We start from the raw sequence: 23014 nt of genomic DNA, 5'->3' as shown, positions 1-23014 counted from the left end.
ATGGGCACATTGGCCGCCTTTGCTGCAGAACTGGCTGCCCGTTCCGACACGGGGCTACTGCGGCTGCTGCTCCTGCGCCCTGATGCCATGACCCCTCCCGTGCCCGACTTCGCCGCCCTGGCCGCGCGGCTTTCCATGCGGGCGAGCATCGAGCTGGCCCTGGACAGGCTCAACGTCCCGCAACTGCAGACCTTGTCCGCGCTTCATACCGGCACCCAATCCGCCCTCCATGACCCATTCCTGACCGGGCTGCATGAGTTGGCTCTTGTTCTTGAGGGCTCTCCCAAGCAAAAGCAGTTGGAGCACGACGCCGGCACCCACCACTTCCTTCCCCTCGCCTCCGTTGCACCGGCCTTGGGCAGCAAGTTCGCTGCAGAGGTGCCGCTGCGTGTCCTGCCTCCACCTTCAGAATCCGTCCCGGTCCCGGCCAGAATGAGGGACAACGCCTCAGCAGGGGCCATCGATTCGCTCCTGCGCGGCATGGCCATACTGCTCGATGTAGTCTCAACCACTGGTGTTGACTCGTTGCGCGGCGGAGCCGTAGGACTGCGCACCTTGCGGATGCTGGCCAAATCCACATTCATGGATGAAGCACAACTGTGCTTTTACCTTGAGTTGGCCGCCGCAGCAGGGCTGCTCACGCTGGACAGCACCGCCCAGCTGTGGCGGGTCACCGAAACCGACGAGAGTGCTGCGGACCGCTCGGGGCGATGGATCGTGCTGGTGCAGGCATGGCTTCACAACGATCGGCAAGCCATGCCCACCGCACAGGCCCCAAGCATCACACGACCTTTGGCTCCGGCTGCGCCGCACCGGCAGGGAGCAACGTGGCGCCACAACGTTGTTTCGGCACTGGCCCTACTGAATAGCCAGGCGGCAGCTGCCACCAGCACAAGCACATCCACCTTCGCTGCTCCGACCGAAGCGAGTCTGCTCTCCCTCTTAATCTGGTTGCATCCACGCCAGAGTGAGCAGATGGCCCTGCAGTTGCCGGGCATCCTGGCCGAGCTTGAACTGATGGGAGTCACGGGTGCAGGTGCGCTCTCCAACGCGGGGTTTGCAGCAGCGAACGCAGATTGGGACGCTGCCGCCGCCTGCGTGGGCGGGCTGCTGCCAGCGCCGATCGAGCATTTTCTCATCCAGGGCGACCTGACAGCAGTTGCCCCAGGTTTCCTGGCACCGACCGTGGCCGCACAACTCAAACTCATGGCAACACCAGAGGGTCATGGCACGGCCGGCATTTACCGTTTCAGTCAGGGCTCGTTGGAGAACGCCGTCCGTGCAGGCCTGGATGAACACGCGATCCTCAACTTTTTACAGCTTCATTGCAGCACAGCTGTGCCACAATCTCTTCGATACTTCATCACAGCGGCAACCAGCGCCGGCGTCACCGAGCCGCCGCAGCCCTCGATAACGCCGCAGCCACGAGCCGGCGCCATAAGTGCCGAATTCGTACGCACCGGAACCGAACGTGCCGAAACCATGCGTCCGGAAACAGCACTCGATGAAGTTCAGGCGCACATTGCCAAACTGCGCAGCCGGCCCATCTGGGCTGATGCGGGTGGTGGGGAATCCGGTCCAGCTCTGGTGATTGAGGCGTTGCGGGGAGCCATGGCGCAGGGTGCACAGGTCAGGCTGCACGCTGTGGACACCACGGGCACTATTGAACGCATAGTACTGCGGCCCGTATCGTTTGAAGCGGGCACGCTCCGCGCAAGATTGCCTGACACGGGGCAGGAGCGCCGTTTCAGCATTCACCGCATTGTGGCTGCGGAGCCGGTGCAGGACAAGCAGCAGGACAAACAGGAGGGGCCCCATGGCTGACGGGCCGCTGATCGTGCAAGGCGATAAAACGATTCTGTTGGAGGTGGCACACCCGGATTCCACTGAGGCGCGGCACGCAATCGCCGCTTTTGCTGACCTGGAACGGGCGCCGGAACACATGCACAGCTACCGGATCACTCCGCTGGGCTTGTGGAATGCGCGCGCTGCCGGCTTGGATGCTGAACAGGTGGTGGACACCTTGCTCCACTACTCACGGTATCCAGTGCCGCATGCGCTGCTGCTGGACATTGCCGAGACCATGGCGCGGTACGGGCGGCTGCGGCTGGAGAAGGATCCACAGCACGGACTGGTGTTGCGCAGCGACGACGAACTGATCTTGGCCGAAGTGGCCCATGGCAAGAAGATCGCCGCACTGCTGGGTGCGCGGATCGATGCGCTGTCCGTGGTGGTGCACGGATCCGCCCGCGGAGAGCTCAAGGCGCTGCTCCTGAAGGCGGGCTGGCCCGCTGAGGACCTGGCTGGCTATGTGGACGGAACCTCGCACCCGATTGCACTGACGGAAAATACCGGATCTGCGCCATGGTCGCTGCGCCAGTACCAACGCATTGCTGTGGAAAACTTCTGGGCGGGCGGATCCGGCGTCGTGGTGCTCCCGTGCGGGGCTGGGAAGACGATCGTTGGTGCAGCCGCCATGGCGGCTTCCGGAACCACCACGCTGATCCTTGTCACCAATACACTCTCAGCGCGGCAGTGGAAGACCGAACTGCTCAAACGGACCACGTTGACGGAGAACGAGATTGGCGAATACTCCGGTGCCGTGAAGGAACTGCGACCCGTCACGATCGCCACGTACCAGGTCCTGACCACCAAGCGACACGGCAGGTACCAGCACCTGGATCTGCTGGATGCCAACGATTGGGGCCTGCTGATCTACGACGAAGTCCACCTGCTGCCGGCACCCATCTTCCGCATGACGGCCGAGCTCCAGGCACGCCGCCGGCTGGGCCTGACCGCCACCTTGGTGCGCGAGGACGGCCGGGAAGGCGAGGTTTTCGCCTTGATCGGGCCCAAACGCTACGACGCGCCGTGGAAGGACATCGAGTCTCAGGGCTACATTGCCCCGGCAGATTGCGTGGAGGTCCGTGTCGATTTGGCCCGCTCGGAGCGCCTTGCCTATGCAACAGCGGACGACGGCGAGAAGTACCGCAGGTGCGCCACGTCCCTGGCCAAGTCCGAGGTGGCCCAACAGCTGGTGGCAGCCCATGCCGGGGAACAAATCCTTGTCATTGGGCAGTACATTGACCAACTTGACGAGCTGGCCTCCCGCTTGGACGTTCCGTTGATCAAGGGCTCAACGCCGGTTAAGGAGCGGGAACGGCTCTTTGGCGCGTTCAGGGAAGGGCGGATTTCCACGCTGGTGGTCTCCAAGGTGGCAAACTTTTCCATCGACCTACCTGAAGCTTCCGTTGCGATCCAAGTCTCCGGTGCGTTTGGTTCGCGCCAAGAGGAAGCACAGCGTCTTGGCCGGCTCATGCGGCCCAAGGCCGACGGGCGGACCGCCCGCTTCTACACCCTGGTGGCCCGTGACACCATCGATGCCGACTTTGCCGCCAAACGCCAGCGCTTTCTCGCTGAACAAGGCTATGCGTACAGGATTCTGGATGCCCATGATGCTCCCCGTGCCCCGCAGGATCTTCAGGAGTAGGATCAAGATCTCAGGGGCCGCACTGGGCTTCCTGCCGTTGCACCTACCAGGAGAAGCCATGGGCATCGAGGAGTCGGTTGCCGCGCACTACACCAGCGGCACTACTGAGCAGCAAATCCTGCGCAGGCTCGCCGCCGCAGCCACCGCCGAGAAGCCCTTTGACCCTGAGCGTTTTGACGTTGCCGCACTCCACGTCATTGACCAACTGCATGTGGGCGGTCCGGCAGCAACGGCCCGGGTGGCCGAGCGGGCTGGCATCGCTGCAGGCCAGCACGTGCTGGACATCGGTTCAGGGCTTGGCGGGGTGGCCCGCTATCTGGCCCACCACTGTGGAGCCACTGTCCACGGGGTGGAACTGACGGAGGAATTTGTGGCCGTGGCAACGTCCCTCACGCGACGCACGGGGCTGGCTTATTCGGTTGAGTTCACTTTGGGCAACGCCCTCTCCCTGCCTTTTGCCGCGGATTCCTTTGACGCTGCCGTGATGTTTCACGTTGGCATGAACATCCAGGACAAGGACATACTCTTTGCCGAGGCTGCCCGGGTCCTACGGCCCGGGTCGGTGCTGGCCGTGTACGACGTCATGCTCATGGGCGGGGATGTCGAGGAGTATCCCCTGCCTTGGGCCAACACCCCCGGGACGTCCTTCCTGCAACCGCCACTTGCCTACAGCGACGCGCTGGCCCAAGCCGGGTTCAGCGTTGACTTTGAGGCTCGCACGCCCCTCGCGGAGTCTGCCATATTTCTGGAAAAGGGCATGGCCGGCAGCGGCTCCCAGGGGGTGCAGAACACCCAGTTCGCCAATCTGCTGCGTGCCTTCCGCGCAGGCCTGTTGGCACCTGTGGAGATCTACGCGCTCCTGCCCTGAGCTGCCGCTAGTTTCCGCCGGTCTCCGACAATGAGCGCCCGCCTGCAATGCTGGCTGCCCATGCATAGTGCAGAGCCAGAAGTTCTGCCGCAATGGAAGGCTCCGTGTCGTGAAGATTGGTGGCCTCGGCCGGGTCGGCGGCCAAGTTGCACAGGTAGTAGCCGCTACCAGGTTCGGCGTGCTCAACGTCCCTGATGGCCTCCGCAACCGGAGAGCCCGGTTCCACCCACTGCAGTTTCCAGTCGCCTTTTCGCACTGACCATTGCCAGCCACAATCCCAGTGCAGTGCCGCGTGTCCGCTGGCTGCGCCGTCGGACGCGTCCGTTGGTGCCAGCAGATCAATCCCATCCGTGTGCGCATAAGCGCCCGCCTCAGCACCGGCGGCTGCGAGCGCCGTGGGCACAATGTCCATGGCGCTGGTGAGCCCGGTGCGGGTTTCCCCTGCTGCGACGCGGCCTGGCCAGCGCAGCAGCAACGGGACCCTGACTCCGCCCTCCCACAGCGTGTATTTGGTGCCGCGCAGTGGCAGGTTCACACCATAATTGCACGTGGATCCGCCGTTGTCCGTCAGGTAGATGACGATCGTATCCTCGGCCAAGCCCAGCTCATCCAGCTGGTCCAAGATGAGCCCGATCTGCGCATCCATCAATTCCAACTGGGCCAAATAGTAGGCCCGGCCGTTTTCCAAGTGGGGACTGATGGCGCCGTCGTACCAGTCAATGTATTCCCCGGCACCCGGGTTCCAGTCATCATAGGAGGGCAGACCGCGCTTCGCAAGCTCCTCGGCCGGAAGCTGCCAGCAAAAATTGTGCACGGCGTTGAAGGCAACGGTTGCCAAAAAGGGCGTCTCTGCATGGTCGGCGACGAACTGCCGGGTGCGTTCGCCGATGGCATCCGTGAGGAAGCCTTCCAGTTCCTGCGGCTCCTCCCCGTTCCACAGCGGCTGGACGGCCATAGGGAAGGCAGCCTCGCCATAGTCCTGCACCGACTCTTCGGAGTGGTGCAGGTAGTTGAGCCGGCCCATGGATTCCCCGGCCAGCCCGTAGAACGACTCGTCATAGCCGTGCTGCGGGGGCGTGCCACGGTCACCGCTGTGCTCGGTGCCGTAGTGGACTTTCCCGAAGTAACCGGTGGCGTAGCCCTCCCCGCGCAGCAATTCCGCAATCGTGGGCACCTGGGGCGGGCAGATTTCCGAATCCGTGAACCAGCGCGCACCCCACCGCTGCTGGTAGCAACCAGCGGCAAGCCCGGCCCGCGACGGAGAGCAAATGGGAGCCGTGACGTAGGCGTTGGAATAGGAGGCACCCTGCTCGGCGAGGCGGTCCAGCGCAGGAGTGCTCACGTCGCCCTGAACACCCAAGATTGAGCGGTCTGCGTAGCCATGGTCATCGGAAATGATGATCATGATGTTCGGCTGGCGGGTGTTCGGCTGGCTGCTGGTCGGCTGACTGGTGTTCGGCTGGCTGGATGTGGCGGGGGTGGTCATGGCGATCCTTCGCGTACTCGGCGTTGGTGTGGGCAGGGTCTGGCCGTGATGGGGGCTGTTGTGGTGATTCGCTGCCGTTATTATCCACAGCGAATCACTACAAAGACCCCCGGGGTTAAAAGTTCGTCAGGCAAGGACCGCTTTGAGCGCTGCAAGGGCTTGGGAAACCGGCGGCAGCTCCGGGTGCCAGGCACGCTCCCACTCCAGCGAAACCCACGGATCGGAAATACCCTGCGCTGCGGCAAGTTCCGCCGCGAGTGCGTTCATGCGCAGCAGCGGAAGTTCACCCTCTCCTGGCAGCGTGAGGACCACGTCGTGGGTGCCCGGTGTTCGCACGCCGTCCTTGTACTGCGCGTAGGCCAGCGATTCGCCCAGCAGCGTGGCGCTCTGTTCCGGCGTTTCGTCATGTCGCCAAGGGTGCATCAGGTCCCAAATGACCTTCACTGGCGCATCGGCGTCAACAAGGGCCAGGATGCGGGCCACATCGGCAGCGCGCGGATGCGAATCGTGGGTTTCAAGTAAAATTGCCACCCCTAGTTTGCGGGCGTGCGCGGCCGCGGCATTCAATCTGCGCGCGGCACGACGATCCGCAGCAGCCATGGCCACGGACGGCTCCTCCCCCACCCCGCACGGTTCAAGCCCGGCCCCCGGGAACACGCGCACTTGCGCACCCTGGCGAGCCTTGCCAGCGGAAAGTCCGGCGGCAAGTTCGACGGCGGCCAGTAGCTCCGCCAGCACCGTATCGTTGGCAGGGTGCGCGGCTTGGGCATCGTTCGTCTGGGCGTCGGCCGCCCCGTCGTGCGCCGTCTCACCGGGGGCACACACACGGACGTAGCTCGCCAGCGCCAGCACTTCGAGCCCGGCGCCTGCCAGTTCGGTGGCCACCTCCGAACATGCTGCGGCGTCCATGCCGGGATAAATAAATTCGCCCTCGGCGACCCGCAGCTCCAGGCCCGTCGCACCTGCTTCGCGGGCAATGTCGATGACCTGCGTCAGGGAAGCGCCGGGGCAGCCTAGAGTGGAAAAAGCCAAGGGCATGGTGGGCCTTTCAACGAGATGGTGGAAGTATCCTGCTCAAGCCTATTCCGGAAAACGCTTTCCATCAATGCCCGCAAGCAAGTCAGCGGTATCCGCCGTACATCTTTATTCCTCTCCCAGTACCGTGGTATTTCTTGTGCATCCCGTCCTCCCCAAAGGAGCAGTAATGGCCAGCACGTCCCCCGTGGCACCAAATATCGTCTTCATCCTCAGCGACGACCAGGGCCCTTGGGCATTGGGTTGTGCCGGCAACGAGGAAATCCACACGCCCGTCCTTGACGCACTTGCGGCGGACGGAACGCGGTTGGACAATTTCTTTTGCGTCTCTCCCGTCTGCTCCCCTGCCCGGGCAAGCTTGATGACCGGGCAGATTCCCTCCCGGCACGGCGTGCACGACTACCTCACAGGGGTTGAAGTGGGCGCCCAGGCACCGGACTACCTGGCCGGTCAGGCCATCTTCACCGACGTCCTCGCCGCTCACGGTTACCGCATGGGGCTGTCCGGAAAGTGGCATCTTGGGGCCAATGACGCGCCGCGGAAGGGATTCGTGCACTGGTACGGTCTCGAAGGCGGCGGAAGCCCCTACCTCGGGGCCACCATGTACCGCAACGGCGCGCGGGAGGAAGTCACTGAGTACCTCACTGACATCATCACCAACGACGCCCACGCATTCCTGGAGCGGGAGGCCGCCCGCGCGGAGCCGTTCTTCCTGGCGGTCAATTACACGGCCCCGCACAAACCGTGGAAGGGCCAGCACCCCAGGGAATTCGAGGATCTGTACGCGGATTGTGCCTTTGATAGCTGCCCACAGGAAGAGCCTCATCCGTGGCAACCCACCGTGAACGGGGTGGCCATCGGCGGGGAACCGGACGTGCGAGCCGCCCTGGTGGGCTACTTTGCCGCGGTCAGCGCCATGGACTCCGCCATTGGCGGCCTCCTGCAGCACCTTGAAAAGCTGGGCATCGCCGAGAACACCCTGGTCATCTTCAGCAGCGACAACGGCTTCAATTGCGGCCACCACGGTGTGTGGGGGAAGGGCAACGGCACGTTCCCGCAAAACATGTACGACTCCTCCGTCAAGGTTCCGGCCATCTTCCATTGGCCAGGGCACATCGCCGCCGGCCAGGTGCGCGAGGAATTGTTCTCCGCCTATGACGTTCCCGCCACCATCTTGGAACTGGCAGGCCTGGAACCGGCCCCGTTCGAGACCGGCCCAGGCACCTCCTTTGCCGCGCTCCTACAGGCTCCGGACGGCACTGCCGAAGCGAACGAACGGGCTGAAAACGCCGTCGTCGTGTATGACGAATACGGTCCCGTGCGCATGATCCGCACCCACACCCACAAGTACGTACACCGCTACCCGCATGGCCCGCACGAGTTGTATGACTTGGCTGCGGATCCCGGGGAACGGCACAACCTGATGAACGACGACGGCGTCCACCCTGCCCTTGTTGGCTTGCGTTCGCGTATGGCTGGCTGGTTCTCGCAGCACGGCGTGCCCGAATTTGATGGCGCCGCGCTGCCTGTTGCCGGCGCCGGCCAGCACAGTCCGCTCCACAGCCCAGCAGGGCTGCCCGACCCGCTCGGGGCGTTCACCGGGCCGAACTGGGACGGGCGTCTAGGTACGTGAATTCGCGAGTCGCTACGCCAATGCGAGCGGTTCGAGTCTCAGCGCGATCATGTTCACGCCGCCGCGGTCCCACTTCGAGTCAACAACCGGCAAATCTTCGATAGTGATCTTCTGCGCTCCTGTTTGGGACACGTGAAGCAGTCCAATCTCACTGCGAACGACCTTCCAGTAGTGCAGGATCGGGTAGGGCTCTTCGCCATCCCTGCGCAGTGTGAACGGTGTTCGGTCAGCTCCCGAACCCAGGGTTCCCGTCAAGCCGTCAGCCCACCATTGCGGGTCGAAGTTGCCGAACGTCTCCTTACTTAGCAGCACCACACGGTACTCGCCGGGGGTTGCCATGGTGAAGTTCCACTGGAGCGATTCATCGGCACCAGTTTCTGCGTTCCAGACATCGAGCCGAAGGGGTGAGCCCGGGACCTGCACAAGGCTCTGATCGAAGCTCGGCAACTCGGCGAAGCTCAGCTCGATGGTTCGCGGAAGTCCATCGATGGGTGCAGCGAGTTCCACAGTGAGAAGCGGCCCCATGCCGTCGGTTTCGTTCAGGGTGAAAGGCAGCAGTGTGTCCGTGCCCAGATCACGCACGGAGTCAGGTTTGCTCGCAATGCCTCGCAGGGACAGCTCCTGCTTGCCATGATCAGCGACGTGCAGATAGAGAGAGGATTTCCCGGCAGTCACATAGCCCCAGTCGAAGCTGGAGGCAAAGGGCGAGGACCCCGCCCCACGGATGGCGGGTTCGGCCCGCTGCATCCACGTGCCGATGCCCGCGAACTGCTGCTTGACTTTTTCTGGAATAGCACCGCTGGCGTCAGGCCCGGCGTTAAGCAGAAGATTTCCGCCGCGACTGACCGTGTACGCCAGAGTCTCACAGAGGCTGGCCACTGGTTTCCAGCCCGCTGCCAGCGTGGAAAAGCCCCAGCTGTCGTTCGTGGTCGCAGCCGTTTCCCAGTCCCCTGCGGGCAGGAGGTTGTTGAAGTAATTGTCATCCATGGAGTTGTAGTCGGCGTCGACCCCGCCACCGAGCCGGCTGTTGATGACGGCCCCTGGCTGTAGTTCCCGCACCATGTCAAAGGCTTCCTTGGCGCACTCGGCAGGGATGCCGCTGGGCATGTCAAACCACAACAGTCCGATTTCTCCGTAGTTGCTGAGGATTTCGCTTAGCTGCGGTGCCGCCTTGCGGCGCCAGTAGCTGTGAAAATCTCCCTTTTCGGTGTCGAAGTCCCAGCTGTTGCAGCTGGGCCCCACCGCATCCGGATCTTCCCAGTCTATGGTTTGGGAGTAGTAGATTCCCAGCATGATGCCGTAGTCGGCACACGCTTGTGCTATTTCAGCCAACGGGTCGCGCTGAAATGGTGTTGCATCGACGATGTTGTACGCGGAAACCTGTGAGTGATACATCGCGAAGCCGTCATGATGCTTCGCTGTGTAGACAAAATACTTGGCCCCTGCTTCTGCCGCCATTCGGACCCATTCGCGGGCATTGAAATCGACCGGGTTGAAGGTCTTGGCCAGCTGGGCATACTCGGCCAAGGGAATTTTGGCCTTGAATTGGATCCATTCAGCAAGCCCTTCGACATGCTTTCCATGCCATAGCCCGCCGAGGATGGCGGATATGCCCCAGTGCACGAAAACCCCGAAATTTGAGTGCGCCCACAGCTCCCGCCGTGCGATATCTTCAGGGGCATGGCGAACCACTGAGGGGCCGTGGACGCCCTCATCGGCGGTTGGTGCAATAAAGGCAGAATTGGACAATTTTGAGGGGATTGTAGACGGCATGCTCACAACATTACCCTCAGCTGGCCACGGCCACGGCTCACTGCCGACTGTCGATTTCATGACGTTCGTCTGGTTCCAATTCTGCTTATTTTTATCTGGTTGTCTCGTTTTTTTGCATGGCTGGGACCGGCAGCAGCCAGCTGCCGGTCCCAGCCTGATACACCGGAGGTGCTATGCCTTGGTCAGGCGCAATTCGGTCGGCAGACCATTGGCGCAATTCACCGTGATCTTGGTTGTGTGGTGTCCGGCATTCGCCTTCACACCATCAGTACCGGACTTCCACCGTCCATCCAGTTCAACCGTGATCTTGCTGCCCTGGCTGGGCGAGCCTCGCCACGGGGTCCCAAACGGTGACTGTGCCGGGTCGGACTTGTCCTTGCCGTTGTAGAAACGCAGGTCCGGGTCCGTCACTGACAGGAGCATCTCGGCGCCGTCGGGCTGGACCAGCACCACCGAGGGTGTGTCAACCGCCTTCACCACACCGTCGGTGAGCTTCTTGCTCGATTCGAACACCGCGTGCGCAGTGATCCCGGTGGCCCGGTCCTGCACCACATGTGCGGTGTCGTCGTGCCGCAACACCTTGTACGGAGCCTTGTCGCGTCGGCCCATGTTGGAGGTGAAGGACGTCATCGACTCGGCCGTCGCACCCACCACCATCGCATACTCGTAGGTCCCGCGCTTTGGCCTGTTTCCATGGTCGAGCACTGCGGTGGCATACGGCAGCGTGCCTTCCGTCTTAGCGCTCTGGTCCGGTGCGGTCTGCACAGCCCTGGACACCTGAAGCTGCTGTCCGCCAGGCACGTAGTAGCCCACGTTTTGTGGGTCCACCAGCCATACCGGAGCATCCAACTTTGCGGCGTTGCTGTACGGCACTGCCGTGATCGCACCGCTGCGCGAATCCTGCGTCGGCGCAGACGTATCCGCCAGATGGCACTGGAACAACGTCGTTTGGGTGCTGTGCTTGCGGTCATGATTCTCAATCCCGCTGCCGAGGGCCACCACCCTGTCATCAAACATGAACACCGACTTGCGGGCGTAGAACGAGCCGTCGTACACGGCGCTTTCGTGCAAGCTCATCAGGAACGCGCCGTTTGCGCCGTTGATCGTGCCGCCGCCGCCCAACCTCTGGTCGGACAGCAGCATCTCCTCACCCAACGGGTTGATTCTCGTGTCCAACAGCTCAAATGGCAGCTGGATGGCAGTGGTGCCGGGGAACCTGTTCCAGTCCCAGCCCGGCTCTACAAAACCAGAGTCGGCATTGTTGACCGGGTCACCGCCGCTCATCACCTGCACATGGCCATAGGTGATGTAGCGGCCATACTCGTTGGAACCCCCATACATCTCCGTGGACCACAGGTAGCGGTTGTGCCCGCGCACCGACACCAACCAATTGTCCCGGCGGTGTGAGACCAACGCGGCATGATTCATCACCTGGCAGCCGCTCGGGTCTTCTTCCGCGACCACACCAGCCGCCGCCAGCTGCTGCGCCAGCGCAATCTGTGGCGAGTAGAGCTTGGTTGGCAGCAGTCGCAGGAACGCCGCACCCATGACCGGGTCCAGCGCATGTTTGCCATCCGGACTGCCCGCAAGTGTCATGATCTGGTAGCCGTCGAGCTTCAGTGACTCAGTCCCCGTTGGGTGGCGGTTGGACAGGCTCATCGGAAAGTTGTCCCTGTTGGAATAGAAGCGCATCGCCAGCAGAGCCTGGTTCCATTGCTCGTGTGACTCCTGAGAGATCGCAAAGCCCGTGCCGGAGAGCACTGCAATCGCCGGAGATCCACCGGTGAGCCCGTCCCTCGCATAAGCCGGATAGTGCCCCATGTGGTGGAAGGTGCTGTTGTCGGGCTTGAATCCGCCCTGGGTCCCTGGTGAGGGTTTAATGGCATTGTTGAACCACTGTTGCAGCAGACTCAGGTTTGCCACCTGGGCCGGCTCGCCGTCGGCGATCAAAACACTGCACAGCAAGCCCATCAGCGTCGTGTTGATGATGTCGAAGATGCCGTTGTAGAACAGGTTGGTGTCTTTGGTCCCCACCCGGAACTTGCCCAGGCCCACCAACCAGTTCAGTGTTTCCCGCACATCGACGAGCCGTCCGCGTGACGCCAGCAGGTCCCGCATCAGCCACACCGAATTGTAGAATCCCCTGTTCTGATAGCCCAGGTGGTGGATGGTCCCCTGAACGCTGCCTTCAGCCCATCCCTGGTCATAATAGAAGTCGAGCAAGCGCATATACAGATCGGCCAGCCGCCCCTGCAGGGCTGCGTCCGCCGTCGAGTCGTACGCCGAGGCAACCGCATACATTTGGTCGGTGAAGGCCTGCAACCCAATCGTGGGGGCGAGGCGGTTTATGTCCGCGGCGATAACCGGCGGGTAGATTGAGGTCTGGTAGCCGCTGATCGGCTTTCCACCGCCAAGCACTCCGGCCTGCGGCACCCCGAGTGAATCGATTTTAGCCACGAGCGTGTCAACGATCACTGAGGTGACAGCCACCTGCTTGCGGACGGTGGCGTTGAACGCCTCCTTGACGGCGGCGAGGTCTGCCAGCTGCGCCGGAGCCGGAGCCGGAGTCGGCAGGGGCTTGGCGGCCTGCTCCGAGAACCACAGCAAGTCCTGCCAATGCTGGTTCGCATCCGTGTGCACGCCCGGGTTGACGAACGGCACCTGGCGGTCGGGGGTTGGGTAGTTCGAACGCATCGGCCGGTTGACGATCAACTGGTCAAGATAGAGTGTGCCGGCACTCGATGGCGCCACGAAACGCAGCGTGTCCATGTCATTGCGCGCCTTCCCCTTCATGTCCTGGTAACGGATCCAGGCGGTCCGCCACCCAGTGAAGTTCAGGTTCATTTCACACCAGGCATCCGTGCGCTTCCCGCGGCCAGCCTGGATACGAAGCGTGCCGGTGGAAGCCGTGGACTGATAAATCCAGAACGCCAACGTGTTCACGTCGTAACCGATGTCTGCACCGTTTCCGCCCGAGCCGCCTGAGGGGGGCACGATCCCCAAGTCAGCCTCCACAACAAGGGTGGACGCTGACTTATAGTCCCATCGCAGGCTGGAATTGCCCGTGTGGTTCACAGCGGAAACAATGCTCAACGGCGACTTGTCAGAAGTGCTGAACTGTGACGGAACCGCTGTCTCCAGCAGGAATACGGGCGGCTTGAGGGCCATCGCATTGGCTTCCAGCTCCGCCAGCGTTGCAGGTGGTTCGGTGGGAAGCGGCGGGGTTGTCGGAGGCGGGGTCTTATGGGCGGCAAGGGTGTCCGCGTTCGCTGGCGACAACGGAACGACGGCGATGGTGACCGCGCCGGCTGCTGCGACAGTGAGCAGTCCGCGACGGCTGATTTCCATAGGTGGGCGGGACATGTGGTTCTTCTTCCTGATAAGTACTCCTGGTAAACGGGTGTGATTCAGTGCACATCCACCGCAGAGAACGAATCAAGGACCAATTGAACTTCCGTCCAAATATGATGCTTTTTCATCCCATCGGCCCATCACAGTGCGCATAAAAGTCCGCAATATTGTCCACATGGACAGTGGTGCGAACTAGTGCTTTATTCCTTTCTTTCAAGCGGGCTTAGCTGCGAAGCAACCCCCGCAACCTGCACCTCGCCAGGCTGTGAATGAGCAAAGGACTTCTGCAATGACGCACGAACCAACCCGGCGGCACATCCTGCAAGGCACCGCCGCACTGACGCTCGCTGGCCTGCTCACAGCCGGTTTCGCCCCTATGGCCCAGGCCGCCGAGACTGCAGCCCCCAACGACCTTGACGCCCTGCGGGAACGCTGGGTGGATCAGATCACGGGCCGCAAGCTGATCGACTTGGCCGACCCCGTCTTCACGGCGGCCGTGGCAGCCCAGGACCGGGCAGTGGCAAAATCCGCCTCGCTGCTCGCCCCCCGGCCCGGCCAGCTGGGCGTCTTCACCGATGCCCCGTTTTCGGCAGAAGCAAAAATTGTCACCACCTACCAGCGGTTGGCCCAGATGGCCACTGCCTGGGCCACCCCCGGATCCAAATACTTGGGCGACGCAACGCTGCTGAGCCAGATCATTGGGGCGCTGGAAGACGGCAACACGAAGGTCTACAACGACGCCCAGCCTGAATACGGCAACTGGTGGTCCTGGGAAATCGGCACTCCCAAGGCCCTCACGGACACCCTCGCCATTCTGGGCAGCAACGTCAGTGCCGAACTGCTTGCCAAGTACTGCGCCGCCATAGATCATTTCATCCCCGATCCCACCATGCAGTACCCCGACTCCCGCGGGAAGATCCTCTCCGAAGGCGCCAACCGGGTGGACATCTGCCAGGCGATCATCGTCCGTTCCATTGTCGGCGCGGACAAGGCACAGCTGGCAGCCGCCATCACGGCACTGAGCCCGGTGTGGCAGTACGTCACTTCCGGCAACGGCTTCTACGCGGACGGTTCCTTTGTCCAGCACACCACCATCCCGTACACCGGCACGTACGGAGTGGTGCTCCTGGGCGGGTTGGCGAAACTCTTTTCACTGCTGGGCGGATCCGACCACGCCGTGAGTGACCCCACACGGAGCATCCTGTTCGACACGGTGGAGGATTCCTTTGCCCCGTTCCTGCACGACGGGTTGATGATGGACTCCGTCCGCGGGCGTGCCATCTCACGGACCCAGGAACGCGGTTTCAACGACGGCACCACCACCATCGAGGCCATCCTGTGGCTGGCACGTGCCGTGGATGCGGCCACCGCCACTCGTTGGCGGGCGTTGTGCAAGGGTGCTGTAACTCGCAACAAGTACAGCAACCCCCTGACAGGCGCATCCATTCCACGGACAGCCCTGTTCAAGGAACTCTCCGCTTCAACCGCCCCCGTTGCTGCAGAACCGCTGGGACACAGCTTCTTCCCGGGCATGGACCGCTCCGTCTACCGGGGCAGGGGTTGGGCCTTTGCACTGGACCTGTCCAGCCAGCGAACCACGTGGTACGAATGCGGCAACGGTGAGAACAACCTTGGCGCCCAGACCGGTTCCGGAATGGCCTACCTCTATGCCGGGGACCAAGGGCACTTCGACGACGACTTCTGGCCCACCGCAAACCTCAGCCGCCTGCCCGGAATCACCGCGGACACCACGCCGCTGCCACCCAAAGTGGAGGGCGAATGGGGTGGCAGAACACCACAAAACGACTGGACCGGCGGTGTGACGCTGGACGAAACAGGTGCCGTGGGCATGCACTTGATCGGCCCGGGCGGAACAGGCTTGCAGGCCCGAAAAGCCTGGTTCTACACGCAGGACATGGTGGTGGCGCTTGGAGCTGACATCCACACGGCAAGCGGCGCCGCCGTCGAAAGCGTCATGGAACACCGCAACTTGGGAGCCAATGGCGGGCAGCCGATTACCGTAGCCGGCAATCTGCACACCGCTGCAACAGGCACCCCGGCGCGTTACAGTCATGCGAAGTGGGCCCACGTGGAAGGGACCGGCGGCTACCTCCTGCTGGGCAAGGAGGAGCTGACGGTCCTGCGCGAACAGCGCACGGGCGCATGGAAGGACATCAACACCGGAGGGACACCCGCCGTCGTCGCCCGGCAGTACGCAACGCTTCTCTTTGAGCACGGCGTGGCACCAGAGGCCGCATGCTATGCCTATGCGCTGCTACCCGGTGCTTCAGCCAAGCAGACGGAAAAGGCCTCCCGCAAGGACGCCCCCAGAGTGCTACGCAACGATGCCGTGGGACAGGGCGTGGAGCTGGGAAAGAAGGCCGTTGCCGCCGTGTTTTGGCAGGCAGGCACAGTGGGATCCATCTCCACGGACAAGGCTGCGTGCGTCCAGTGGGAAGGTAATCCCGGCCAGGGCAAGCTAGCCATTTCCGATCCCACTCAGGCAGCCGAGAGCATCACCGTGACGCTCAAGGGCCTCAAGTACCGGCGCATCACCTCCGGCACGGGGGCCACGTTAAGCTCTGACAGACACGGAAACACGGTGATTGTCGTTTACACCGCCGGGTTGGCAGGCCGCCCTGCCACCTTCAAGCTGCGCCGTTAGAGTCGGCACCGCCAAGCGGCACCGCCAAGTCGCATGAGCCGCTACTTTTTGGGCGGCTCCCAACGGAAGACTCCCTGATTGATCGCGTCGGCGGCCCAGGGAGTTTTCCGCTGCCACGGCAGCACCACTTGCGTTTCTCCATAGCGCAGCTGCACCCCGTCCGGGGCCCACTCCCAATGAAGTAATGAAGCAAATTCGTGCAGACCAGTCAAGGACACGTCCAAACCCACCAGGTAGAGCGCCCGAAGTTCGTTGCATCGCAGCGGCAGCCATTCAAGAATGGGCAGCGCCGAGTGCGTGCCAAGGATGGTAGAACCTCCATGAACCACCCGGGCACCTGCCTCGGCACTGCTATCCAGCAGAAGCAGACTTGACGAAACACCAGGTGCCGAACCGGCCTCGGCGGCCAGCGTCTCCGTCCGGCTGCGAAGAGTCCCGTTTGCGCTACACAGGTAGCCGGACATGGCTGGGGTCAGTCCCACAACACCGGTGAGTTTCGCGGCACGCACTTCAACGCCGTCGATCACGGCGAATGAAGACTGCACTTTGACATCCCGGCCGTTGGCATCCAAGGCAAAGGTGCTGGCACCCCCACCTGGCCGCACACTTCCGCCGAGCAGGCCTCTGTGCCTGCTGTCACCGCCGGGGCTAGGGACGTGGATGTCATTATCGCGGACACCGTCGCCGACTCCCATCCAGGGCACCGTGGCAGTGGAAAACGCCAGTCGACGGTAAAGGGGGGAATCTTTTTGCGGGTGCCCGTCAGTTCCTGCATTGAGCACCCTGACCGTACCAGTTTTCCGGACGCCCACGGCGAGCCACCCGGGGCCCGCCAGCGGTAGGGTAAAGTCGCCCTGTTCCACAGGCAGCGGTTGCTCCGGCTCGGTCCAGGCAGGATGGTCAGGGGGCAGTAGAAGTCCCAAAAAGCCCTTGGCAGCCCATTGCGGTGAACCAGGGGAATTGTAGGACTGCAAAATACTGTTGTTCGTTCCGTACCAGCCAAGGGACAGGACACCGTCCGAGGCCGCCCCGCCGTCGAGAAAGTACTTCAACATCCCGGAAGCGAGCCGGCGCGTCTGGCCGGGCGGAACAACGGTGATGCCTTCGCGCAGTGCCATCCAAAAAGGTGCCGCGACACCCCAACGATAGATCAGGGACCGGCCCTGGATCAGCGGCGCACCGTCGGCACCAAAAAGGTGGCTGTAGCCGTGTACGAACGCAGCCAACCTGTCCCGGTAGACCTGGCGGCGTCCCGTGGAGTCCGCTTCGCCCAGCAGGTCAAGGATGAGAAACGGGTACACGTGAAAAGTCCACGCGTTGTAGTGGTCAAAACGTCTGCCTTCACCATCCGAGTACCAGCCATCGCCGACGTACCAGTCTTCAATTCTGGCCAGCGCAGCCTCGATGCCGGGGGCGTCGTGCGCATACCCGGCAGAAGCCAAAAATGCCTGAATGGTGGCGGCAAACATGACGTGGTTGTTGTCCGCGCCGAAGGATTGTGCGCAGTCACCCAGCCATGCCGCAGTGTTGTCCCGTACCCGCTGCGGCAACGTTTCCCACACCCAAGGGCGGCTGAAATGCAGCCCCAGCACCACTGCCGTGGCCTCCACCGTGGCTTGACCGTGGTTCGTGAGCTGGGGCCAGCGTTCGGGGGATGCTGGATCCGTCCCGGCGTCGAGCGCCCGGGCATACCTTTGGGCGGTTTCAGCCATGGCCCCGCCCAGATTTCCCTGCGCTCCGGCCAGCCTTAGTGCTGCCAGCACGAAAGTCCGGGCAAAGCCTTCCAACAGGTCGACGTCGTCTTGCTCTCGTTCGCTGGGGAAGCGCACCCGGGCACCGCCTGGCGAAGAGTACCGCCACGCTGCAGCGATTTGCTCGTCTGCAACGCCCTCCCAATGTCCCCGCGTCCACCCCGTGAACGGGGCACTCTTCGGATCGGTGTGGGCTTCCCGCCAGTTCACAAGGCGTCCTGAAGGGAGATCCCTCGCGGCGCTGCGCTGCCAACTTTCACCGGAACCCCTGCTGCTGCCGAATCGTAGGCGGCCAGCACCAGCTCCACCACGTGCTTGGCATGGTCGCCATCCACGCTCGGGGCGGCTCCTCCCACCGCTGCGGCAAAGTCCTTCAGCTGGGCAGTGAACGCGTCCTGAATGTCCGTGTCGGAGGAGGCATGGACTTGGACGCAGTTGCCGTCAATCTCCACAAATGTTCCGCTGCGTGGATCCACCGTGACGGTGCCGTGCTCGCACACCACCAGCATTTCATCAATGTGCTTGGGAGTGTCGGAGACGATCGTGATGCGCACCTGCACACCGTTCTCCAGGAGCAGCTCCATGCTTCCATCCGTTTCAACGGCAGCACCGAAACGGTTCAGCGTGGTACCGGAGAGACGTACAGCCGGGGCGCCACCAATCCAGATGGAGCGGTCCAGGCAATGCGCTCCAATGTTAATGAGTGCGCCTCCGCCGGAGACTGCCCGGTCAAAGAACCAGGCCGGCCGGGTGCCCGGACGGTAGTCGGTGCTGCGGTAGTCATGAATCATGAGCACCCTGCCGAGTTGCCCGGCTGATAGAGCTTTTTGCAGCGCAAGCTTTTCCGGCATGAAGTGCTGGATCAAGCCAATCACCATGACCACGTTGGCGCGGGCGCAGGCCTGTTCCATGGCCACGCAGTCAGCCAACGTGGTGGCCATCGGCTTTTCCACCAGCACGTGGATACCGCACGCGGCCGCGGCAAGCACCATTTCCTTGTGCAGGCTGTGCGGGGTATTGATCACCACGGCGTCCACCACTCCAGCTTCCAACATCTGGCGATAGTCGGTGAAGACCGCAGCTCCCCAAGGCTCGGCGACCTTTGCCGCTATGTCCGCCTGCAAGTCACAGACTGCACTGAGTTCGATCCCGTCAAGGATGGCGGCGCCGTCAGCGTGCAACAAAGCCACAGCCCCCGCCCCAATGATTCCCAACCGCATATTCAACTCATTCCTGTTCGTTGTGCGCGGATTGCCTTGTGGCCCCGCAAGATTTTCTAATGACCAGTCGCGGACGCAGGCGTACTTGGTGGATGGGGCAGTCATCACCTTCGGCAAGACGGCGCAGTAGAATTTCGGCGGCCATTTTTCCCATCCTGTGCTTTGCAGGTGCTACGGCGGTCAACGGCACCTCGGCCAGGTCCGCCATCTCGTCGTCATAGGAAACCAGCGCCAGATCCTCGGGTATTCGGATGCCGGCCCGCCTGGCTGCCGCTTCCAGCAGGGTCGCCTCCCTGTCGCCAAAGACCAAGGCAGCGGTGGCACCGGCCAAGCGCAATTTGGTCAAGGCCTCGTCGGGTCCGCCGTCTTCCCAGTGACTTCTCGGGATTCTGGCCAGATGCGGCTCGAAGCCCAAATCTGCCGCCGCCCGCTCATACCCGGCAACAATGGCCGGTTCCGTGGGAGTCTCCGACCGGGTAAGCAGGGAAACACGGGGGTGACCGAGCCCGAAAAGGTGCAGTACGGCGTCGTACGCTCCCCCTTGATGGTCCGAACAAACGTGCTCAGACCTGTCCCCCGGGCCGAGGTCTGTCAGACTGCGCTCCAGTAACACCACGGGGACGTCCAGCGCCATCAAGTCCGTGACCCGTTGGCGCGGGTCTGCAATCTCGTTTAGCGTGGGGACGAGAATCAGTCCGTCAACGCCGGATTCAATGAGGAAATCAATGCTTGTATCTTCGCGCTCAGGCAAGTAGTTGTAGGTGGCAAGCTGCAAGCTGACGTCATGGGCCGATAAAGTCTCCTCTATGCCCTGCAGCACCCGCGGATAATACAGCTGGGTGTCTGGAAGCAGCACCCCCACTGTCAGGCGGGAACGCCGCCGAACCGGTTGCCGGACTGAAACGAAGCTTCCCGCTCCCTGCCGCCGCACCACGAGCCCTTCCTGGACTAGGTCGTCAAAGGCGCGCCGGACAGTGGTCAAGGACAGTCCGGTCTCTGCCGCAAGTTGGGCTTCGGTGGGCAACTTCGCCCCGACCGCCCAAGTACCGGCCAGGATACCCCTGCGGATATCAGCAGCCAGCGACCGGAACTTCAAGTCGCGGGCATCGGTATCCCGGATTTTTCGAGGAGCTGGGTTCTTGCTCACGACTTCCTTTCACAATGCATCCCGGCCAGTCTGCCAAAGCCATAAGATAGGAATAAAGGAGGATTTAGGAAACATTCTTCCAGCAATCTTCAAAACCTCCAAGCGCTCCCACGGGCCCATTGCGGGAAAGGTGTCATGCCTATAAGCACAAAAGTCATTGCAGCCATGGAGCCAGAGGGAAGTGTGACGGGGCGCTTCGCAACTTTCTCAAACTATTGGTGAAATACTCCTTGATTCATCTCTTTTATGACTGGTTGAGTAAGGTCACTTGGCCGTGACCTGCGGCACAAATACTTCAAGAGGTGTCTTTTATGAGTACTAAATCCCGAATCGTACGAACGCTGGCGGTCTTGGCCGGAGCATCCATGGCCCTCACCGCCTGCGGCGGTGGCGGCACGGCAGACTCCAGCTCCGGAGCAAAGGACGGCGGTACAGTGACGTACTGGTCCATGTGGAAGGTCGGAGAAGCACAGCAGAAGGTCCTCGCAAGCGCCATTGCCGACTTCGAAAAGGAGACCGGCAACAAGGTTGACGTGCAGTGGCAGGGCCGTACCAATACGAAAAAGATCATTCCGGCACTGAACACCAACAATGTCCCGGACATCATCGACGGCTCCAACGCCAACCTCGACATCGCGCTGGGCAGCACCGGCCAGGCGCTGCCCATGACGGATGCCTACAACACCGAGATCGACGGCAAGAAGCTTTCTGAGCTCATTCCGGCCAAGTTCGCTGCCGTGAGCAACATCAAGGGCAAGGACGGCCAGCCGTGGATGGTGCCGTACAGCCTCACTTCGGACGGCATTTGGTTCAACGCCGAGAAGAGCCCGGACTTGGTGACGAACCCGCCGGCTTCCTGGGATGACTTCATTAGCCTCCTTGACAAGGAGAAGGCTGCCGGACAGACGCCAATTGCTGCAGACGGTGACATCGCCGGCTACAACGCCTACTGGTTTGTCAGCTCACTGATCCACAGCGAGGGCCCCGGTTCATTCAACAAAATTGCCACGGATAAGACCGGCGCCAGCTGGGACTCCCCCGCAGTGCTGGACGCAGCCAAAAAGGTGCAGCAGCTTGTCGACGGCAAGTACCTCATCGATGGTTACAACGCCAGCAAGTGGCCTGCCCAGCAGCAGGCTTGGGCCACCGGCGGGGCAGATCTGCTCTTCAACGGCTCCTGGATCCCCACGGAGACTGGCACCTATGCCGCACCCGGTTTCAAATACGCATCCTTCGCCTTCCCGTCCGTAGCCAGCCAGCCCAGCATGGCACGCGCTGATTTCACCGGCTTCGCCATTCCCAAGAACGCAAAGAACCCCGCCATCGCCCAGAAGTTGGCTGCATTCTTGATGAACAAGAAGAACCAGGACGACATGGGAACAGTGGCCAAGGTTCTTCCGGTCCGCGCCGATGCCGCCATTTCACCGGAACTCACCGCAGTCAAGAAGAACATTGACGACGCCAAGGAAATCTACTTGGGCAACGACGGTGTCAGCGCTCCGGGCTACTTGGAGAAGAACTTCAACCCGACCGACGATCTGTTGTTCCTGGGCAAGATTGACGCTGGCGAGTTCGTATCCAAGATGAAGGCGGAGACGATCGCTTACTGGAAGGCGCAGGGCTAATGTCAGCCTCGACTCTCAAGCGCACCCGCCGTAACCCTGCTCCGGCTACCAAGTCGGAGCAGGGCCGGGGCGGCAGCAGCATTGAACGCCAGCGCCGCAAGCTTCTGGTGCCGTTCGTCGGACCGGCTTTTCTCTTCTACACCGTGCTGTTCATCGTTCCCTCGATAGCGGCCGTCTGGATCAGCCTCAACGAATGGGCCGGTTCCGGCCCCATGACCTTCGTGGGCTTCAAGAACTACGTCAAAGTCTTCCAAGACCCGTTGTTCGTGAAGTCCTTCGGAAACACACTGCTCCTCTTGTTCGTGGTGGGTGCGGCAATCTTCATCCTGGCCTTTGCCATGACGCTGGTCCTCCGAGACATGGCTGCAAAGAAGATCGCCCGCAACGTCATCTTCTTCCCCCACCTGATCAACGCCCTTGTCTTTGGCATTCTGGCCGGCTTCATCTTCAACCCGGGGGGCATGGTCAACAGCCTGCTCAAGCCGCTGGGCGTCACGGAACCGCCGGCCTGGTTGGCCCAGGACAATATCTTTCCGTTGATCATGGCCACCATGGTATTGACCACCACCGGTTACTTCACCACCATCATCATGGCCGGTGTGGACCGGATCCCACCGTATTTCTACGAGGACTGCGCTCTTGCCGGCGCAACCGCCCTGCAGCGTCTGCGCTATGTCATTTTGCCGCTGACCTGGGACGTATTCGGCACTTGTGCCGTGCTGTGGACCATCTCCTCCGTCAAGATCTTCGAAATCATCTGGGTCTTTGGCGGCAGCAGTGGAGCAGGTCTCCCACCGACCCAAACCTGGTCCGTGGCCGTGTACACGTACGTCACCGCATTCTCCGGCATGTCCACCCCGGCCTATGGTGCCGCCACTGCATCAGCCATCATTTCTTTGGCCTTGGTTACCGTCTTGGTGGTGCTCCTGCGCCGTGCCATGCGCCGTGACGCCATTGAGTTCTAAGGAAT

Annotated in this window: 14 protein-coding genes; 7 read left to right on the top strand and 7 right to left on the bottom strand. The window is 62.1% G+C overall.

Going from position 1 to position 23014, the window contains the following annotated elements; genetic code table 11:
* Genes JMA46_RS08880 through JMA46_RS08870 form a run of 3 tightly spaced genes read left to right on the top strand, consistent with a single transcriptional unit; the run spans position 1 to position 4358 of the window.
* Entirely contained in the window at positions 1-1824 is a 1824-nt protein-coding gene (locus JMA46_RS08880) for a helicase-associated domain-containing protein (protein WP_207344982.1), read from the top strand.
* Positions 1817-3490: a DNA repair helicase XPB gene (locus JMA46_RS08875; protein WP_207344981.1), complete on the top strand. Its 1674-nt coding sequence runs from the start codon at positions 1817-1819 to the stop codon at positions 3488-3490. The genes JMA46_RS08880 and JMA46_RS08875 overlap by 8 nt, the downstream gene beginning before the upstream one ends.
* Positions 3447-4358: a class I SAM-dependent methyltransferase gene (locus JMA46_RS08870; RefSeq protein ID WP_207344980.1), complete on the top strand. Its 912-nt coding sequence runs from the start codon at positions 3447-3449 to the stop codon at positions 4356-4358. The genes JMA46_RS08875 and JMA46_RS08870 overlap by 44 nt, the downstream gene beginning before the upstream one ends.
* A gap of 7 nt (positions 4359-4365) precedes the next feature.
* Here the strand turns inward: JMA46_RS08870 and JMA46_RS08865 are convergent, their stop codons facing one another.
* The gene (locus tag JMA46_RS08865) at positions 4366-5844 is read right to left on the bottom strand and encodes a sulfatase-like hydrolase/transferase (RefSeq protein WP_207344979.1); all 1479 of its coding nucleotides are present in this window, start codon (positions 5842-5844) and stop codon (positions 4366-4368) included.
* 126 nt (positions 5845-5970) lie between these two features.
* Positions 5971-6882, bottom strand: coding sequence for a TIM barrel protein (locus JMA46_RS08860; protein WP_207344978.1), 912 nt, complete (start codon positions 6880-6882; stop codon positions 5971-5973).
* A 166-nt stretch (positions 6883-7048) separates the two neighbouring features.
* Between JMA46_RS08860 and JMA46_RS08855 the strand changes: the two genes are divergently transcribed.
* Positions 7049-8512: a sulfatase-like hydrolase/transferase gene (locus JMA46_RS08855; RefSeq protein WP_207344977.1), complete on the top strand. Its 1464-nt coding sequence runs from the start codon at positions 7049-7051 to the stop codon at positions 8510-8512.
* Between the two features lie 12 nt (positions 8513-8524).
* Here JMA46_RS08855 and JMA46_RS08850 read toward each other — a convergent pair whose 3' ends face one another.
* Positions 8525-10261 carry an alpha-L-fucosidase gene (locus tag JMA46_RS08850; protein WP_207344976.1) on the bottom strand — a complete coding sequence of 579 codons (1737 nt, stop codon included), beginning with the start codon at positions 10259-10261 and terminating at the stop codon, positions 8525-8527.
* Between the two features lie 195 nt (positions 10262-10456).
* Positions 10457-13648 (bottom strand): chondroitinase family polysaccharide lyase, encoded by a 3192-nt coding sequence (locus JMA46_RS08845; protein WP_207344975.1) that lies wholly within the window; start codon positions 13646-13648, stop codon positions 10457-10459.
* A 277-nt stretch (positions 13649-13925) separates the two neighbouring features.
* On the opposite strand from JMA46_RS08845, the gene JMA46_RS08840 reads away from it, so the two are divergent.
* Positions 13926-16301, top strand: a complete 2376-nt coding sequence (locus JMA46_RS08840) for a polysaccharide lyase 8 family protein (RefSeq protein WP_207344974.1) — start codon at positions 13926-13928, stop codon at positions 16299-16301.
* 41 nt (positions 16302-16342) lie between these two features.
* On the opposite strand, the gene JMA46_RS08835 is transcribed toward JMA46_RS08840, so the two are convergent.
* Genes JMA46_RS08835 through JMA46_RS08825 form a run of 3 tightly spaced genes read right to left on the bottom strand, consistent with a single transcriptional unit; the run spans position 16343 to position 20419 of the window.
* A complete protein-coding gene (locus JMA46_RS08835) occupies positions 16343-18262 on the bottom strand; it encodes a DUF2264 domain-containing protein (RefSeq protein WP_207344973.1) in 1920 nt (639 codons plus the stop codon).
* Entirely contained in the window at positions 18259-19272 is a 1014-nt protein-coding gene (locus JMA46_RS08830; RefSeq protein WP_207344972.1) for a Gfo/Idh/MocA family oxidoreductase, read from the bottom strand. The genes JMA46_RS08835 and JMA46_RS08830 overlap by 4 nt, the downstream gene beginning before the upstream one ends.
* 7 nt (positions 19273-19279) lie before the next feature.
* Positions 19280-20419 (bottom strand): substrate-binding domain-containing protein, encoded by a 1140-nt coding sequence (locus tag JMA46_RS08825; protein ID WP_207344971.1) that lies wholly within the window; start codon positions 20417-20419, stop codon positions 19280-19282.
* Between the two features lie 311 nt (positions 20420-20730).
* On the opposite strand from JMA46_RS08825, the gene JMA46_RS08820 reads away from it, so the two are divergent.
* The gene (locus JMA46_RS08820) at positions 20731-22044 is read left to right on the top strand and encodes an ABC transporter substrate-binding protein (protein WP_207344970.1); all 1314 of its coding nucleotides are present in this window, start codon (positions 20731-20733) and stop codon (positions 22042-22044) included.
* Positions 22044-23009 (top strand): sugar ABC transporter permease, encoded by a 966-nt coding sequence (locus tag JMA46_RS08815; RefSeq protein WP_247647179.1) that lies wholly within the window; start codon positions 22044-22046, stop codon positions 23007-23009. Before JMA46_RS08820 ends, JMA46_RS08815 begins: the two co-directional genes overlap by 1 nt.
* Positions 23010-23014: the final 5 nt, after the last annotated feature.

Source organism: Arthrobacter sp. E3 (assembly GCF_017353415.1).
Taxonomy (GTDB): domain Bacteria; phylum Actinomycetota; class Actinomycetes; order Actinomycetales; family Micrococcaceae; genus Specibacter.
Note: the sequence above shows the minus strand (reverse complement) of the source record. Positions and strands in the feature narration are given on the sequence as shown.

Excerpts from the sequence above, each read along its gene's own strand:
- JMA46_RS08880 (WP_207344982.1), top strand. The coding sequence starts at position 1 with ATGGGCACATTGGCCGCCTTTGCTGCAGAACTGGCTGCCCGTTCCGAC.
- JMA46_RS08875 (WP_207344981.1), top strand. The coding sequence starts at position 1,817 with ATGGCTGACGGGCCGCTGATCGTGCAAGGCGATAAAACGATTCTGTTG.
- JMA46_RS08870 (WP_207344980.1), top strand. The coding sequence starts at position 3,447 with ATGCCCATGATGCTCCCCGTGCCCCGCAGGATCTTCAGGAGTAGGATC.
- JMA46_RS08865 (WP_207344979.1), bottom strand. The coding sequence starts at position 5,844 with ATGACCACCCCCGCCACATCCAGCCAGCCGAACACCAGTCAGCCGACC.
- JMA46_RS08860 (WP_207344978.1), bottom strand. The coding sequence starts at position 6,882 with ATGCCCTTGGCTTTTTCCACTCTAGGCTGCCCCGGCGCTTCCCTGACG.
- JMA46_RS08855 (WP_207344977.1), top strand. The coding sequence starts at position 7,049 with ATGGCCAGCACGTCCCCCGTGGCACCAAATATCGTCTTCATCCTCAGC.
- JMA46_RS08845 (WP_207344975.1), bottom strand. The coding sequence starts at position 13,648 with ATGTCCCGCCCACCTATGGAAATCAGCCGTCGCGGACTGCTCACTGTC.
- JMA46_RS08840 (WP_207344974.1), top strand. The coding sequence starts at position 13,926 with ATGACGCACGAACCAACCCGGCGGCACATCCTGCAAGGCACCGCCGCA.
- JMA46_RS08830 (WP_207344972.1), bottom strand. The coding sequence starts at position 19,272 with ATGCGGTTGGGAATCATTGGGGCGGGGGCTGTGGCTTTGTTGCACGCT.
- JMA46_RS08820 (WP_207344970.1), top strand. The coding sequence starts at position 20,731 with ATGAGTACTAAATCCCGAATCGTACGAACGCTGGCGGTCTTGGCCGGA.
- JMA46_RS08815 (WP_247647179.1), top strand. The coding sequence starts at position 22,044 with ATGTCAGCCTCGACTCTCAAGCGCACCCGCCGTAACCCTGCTCCGGCT.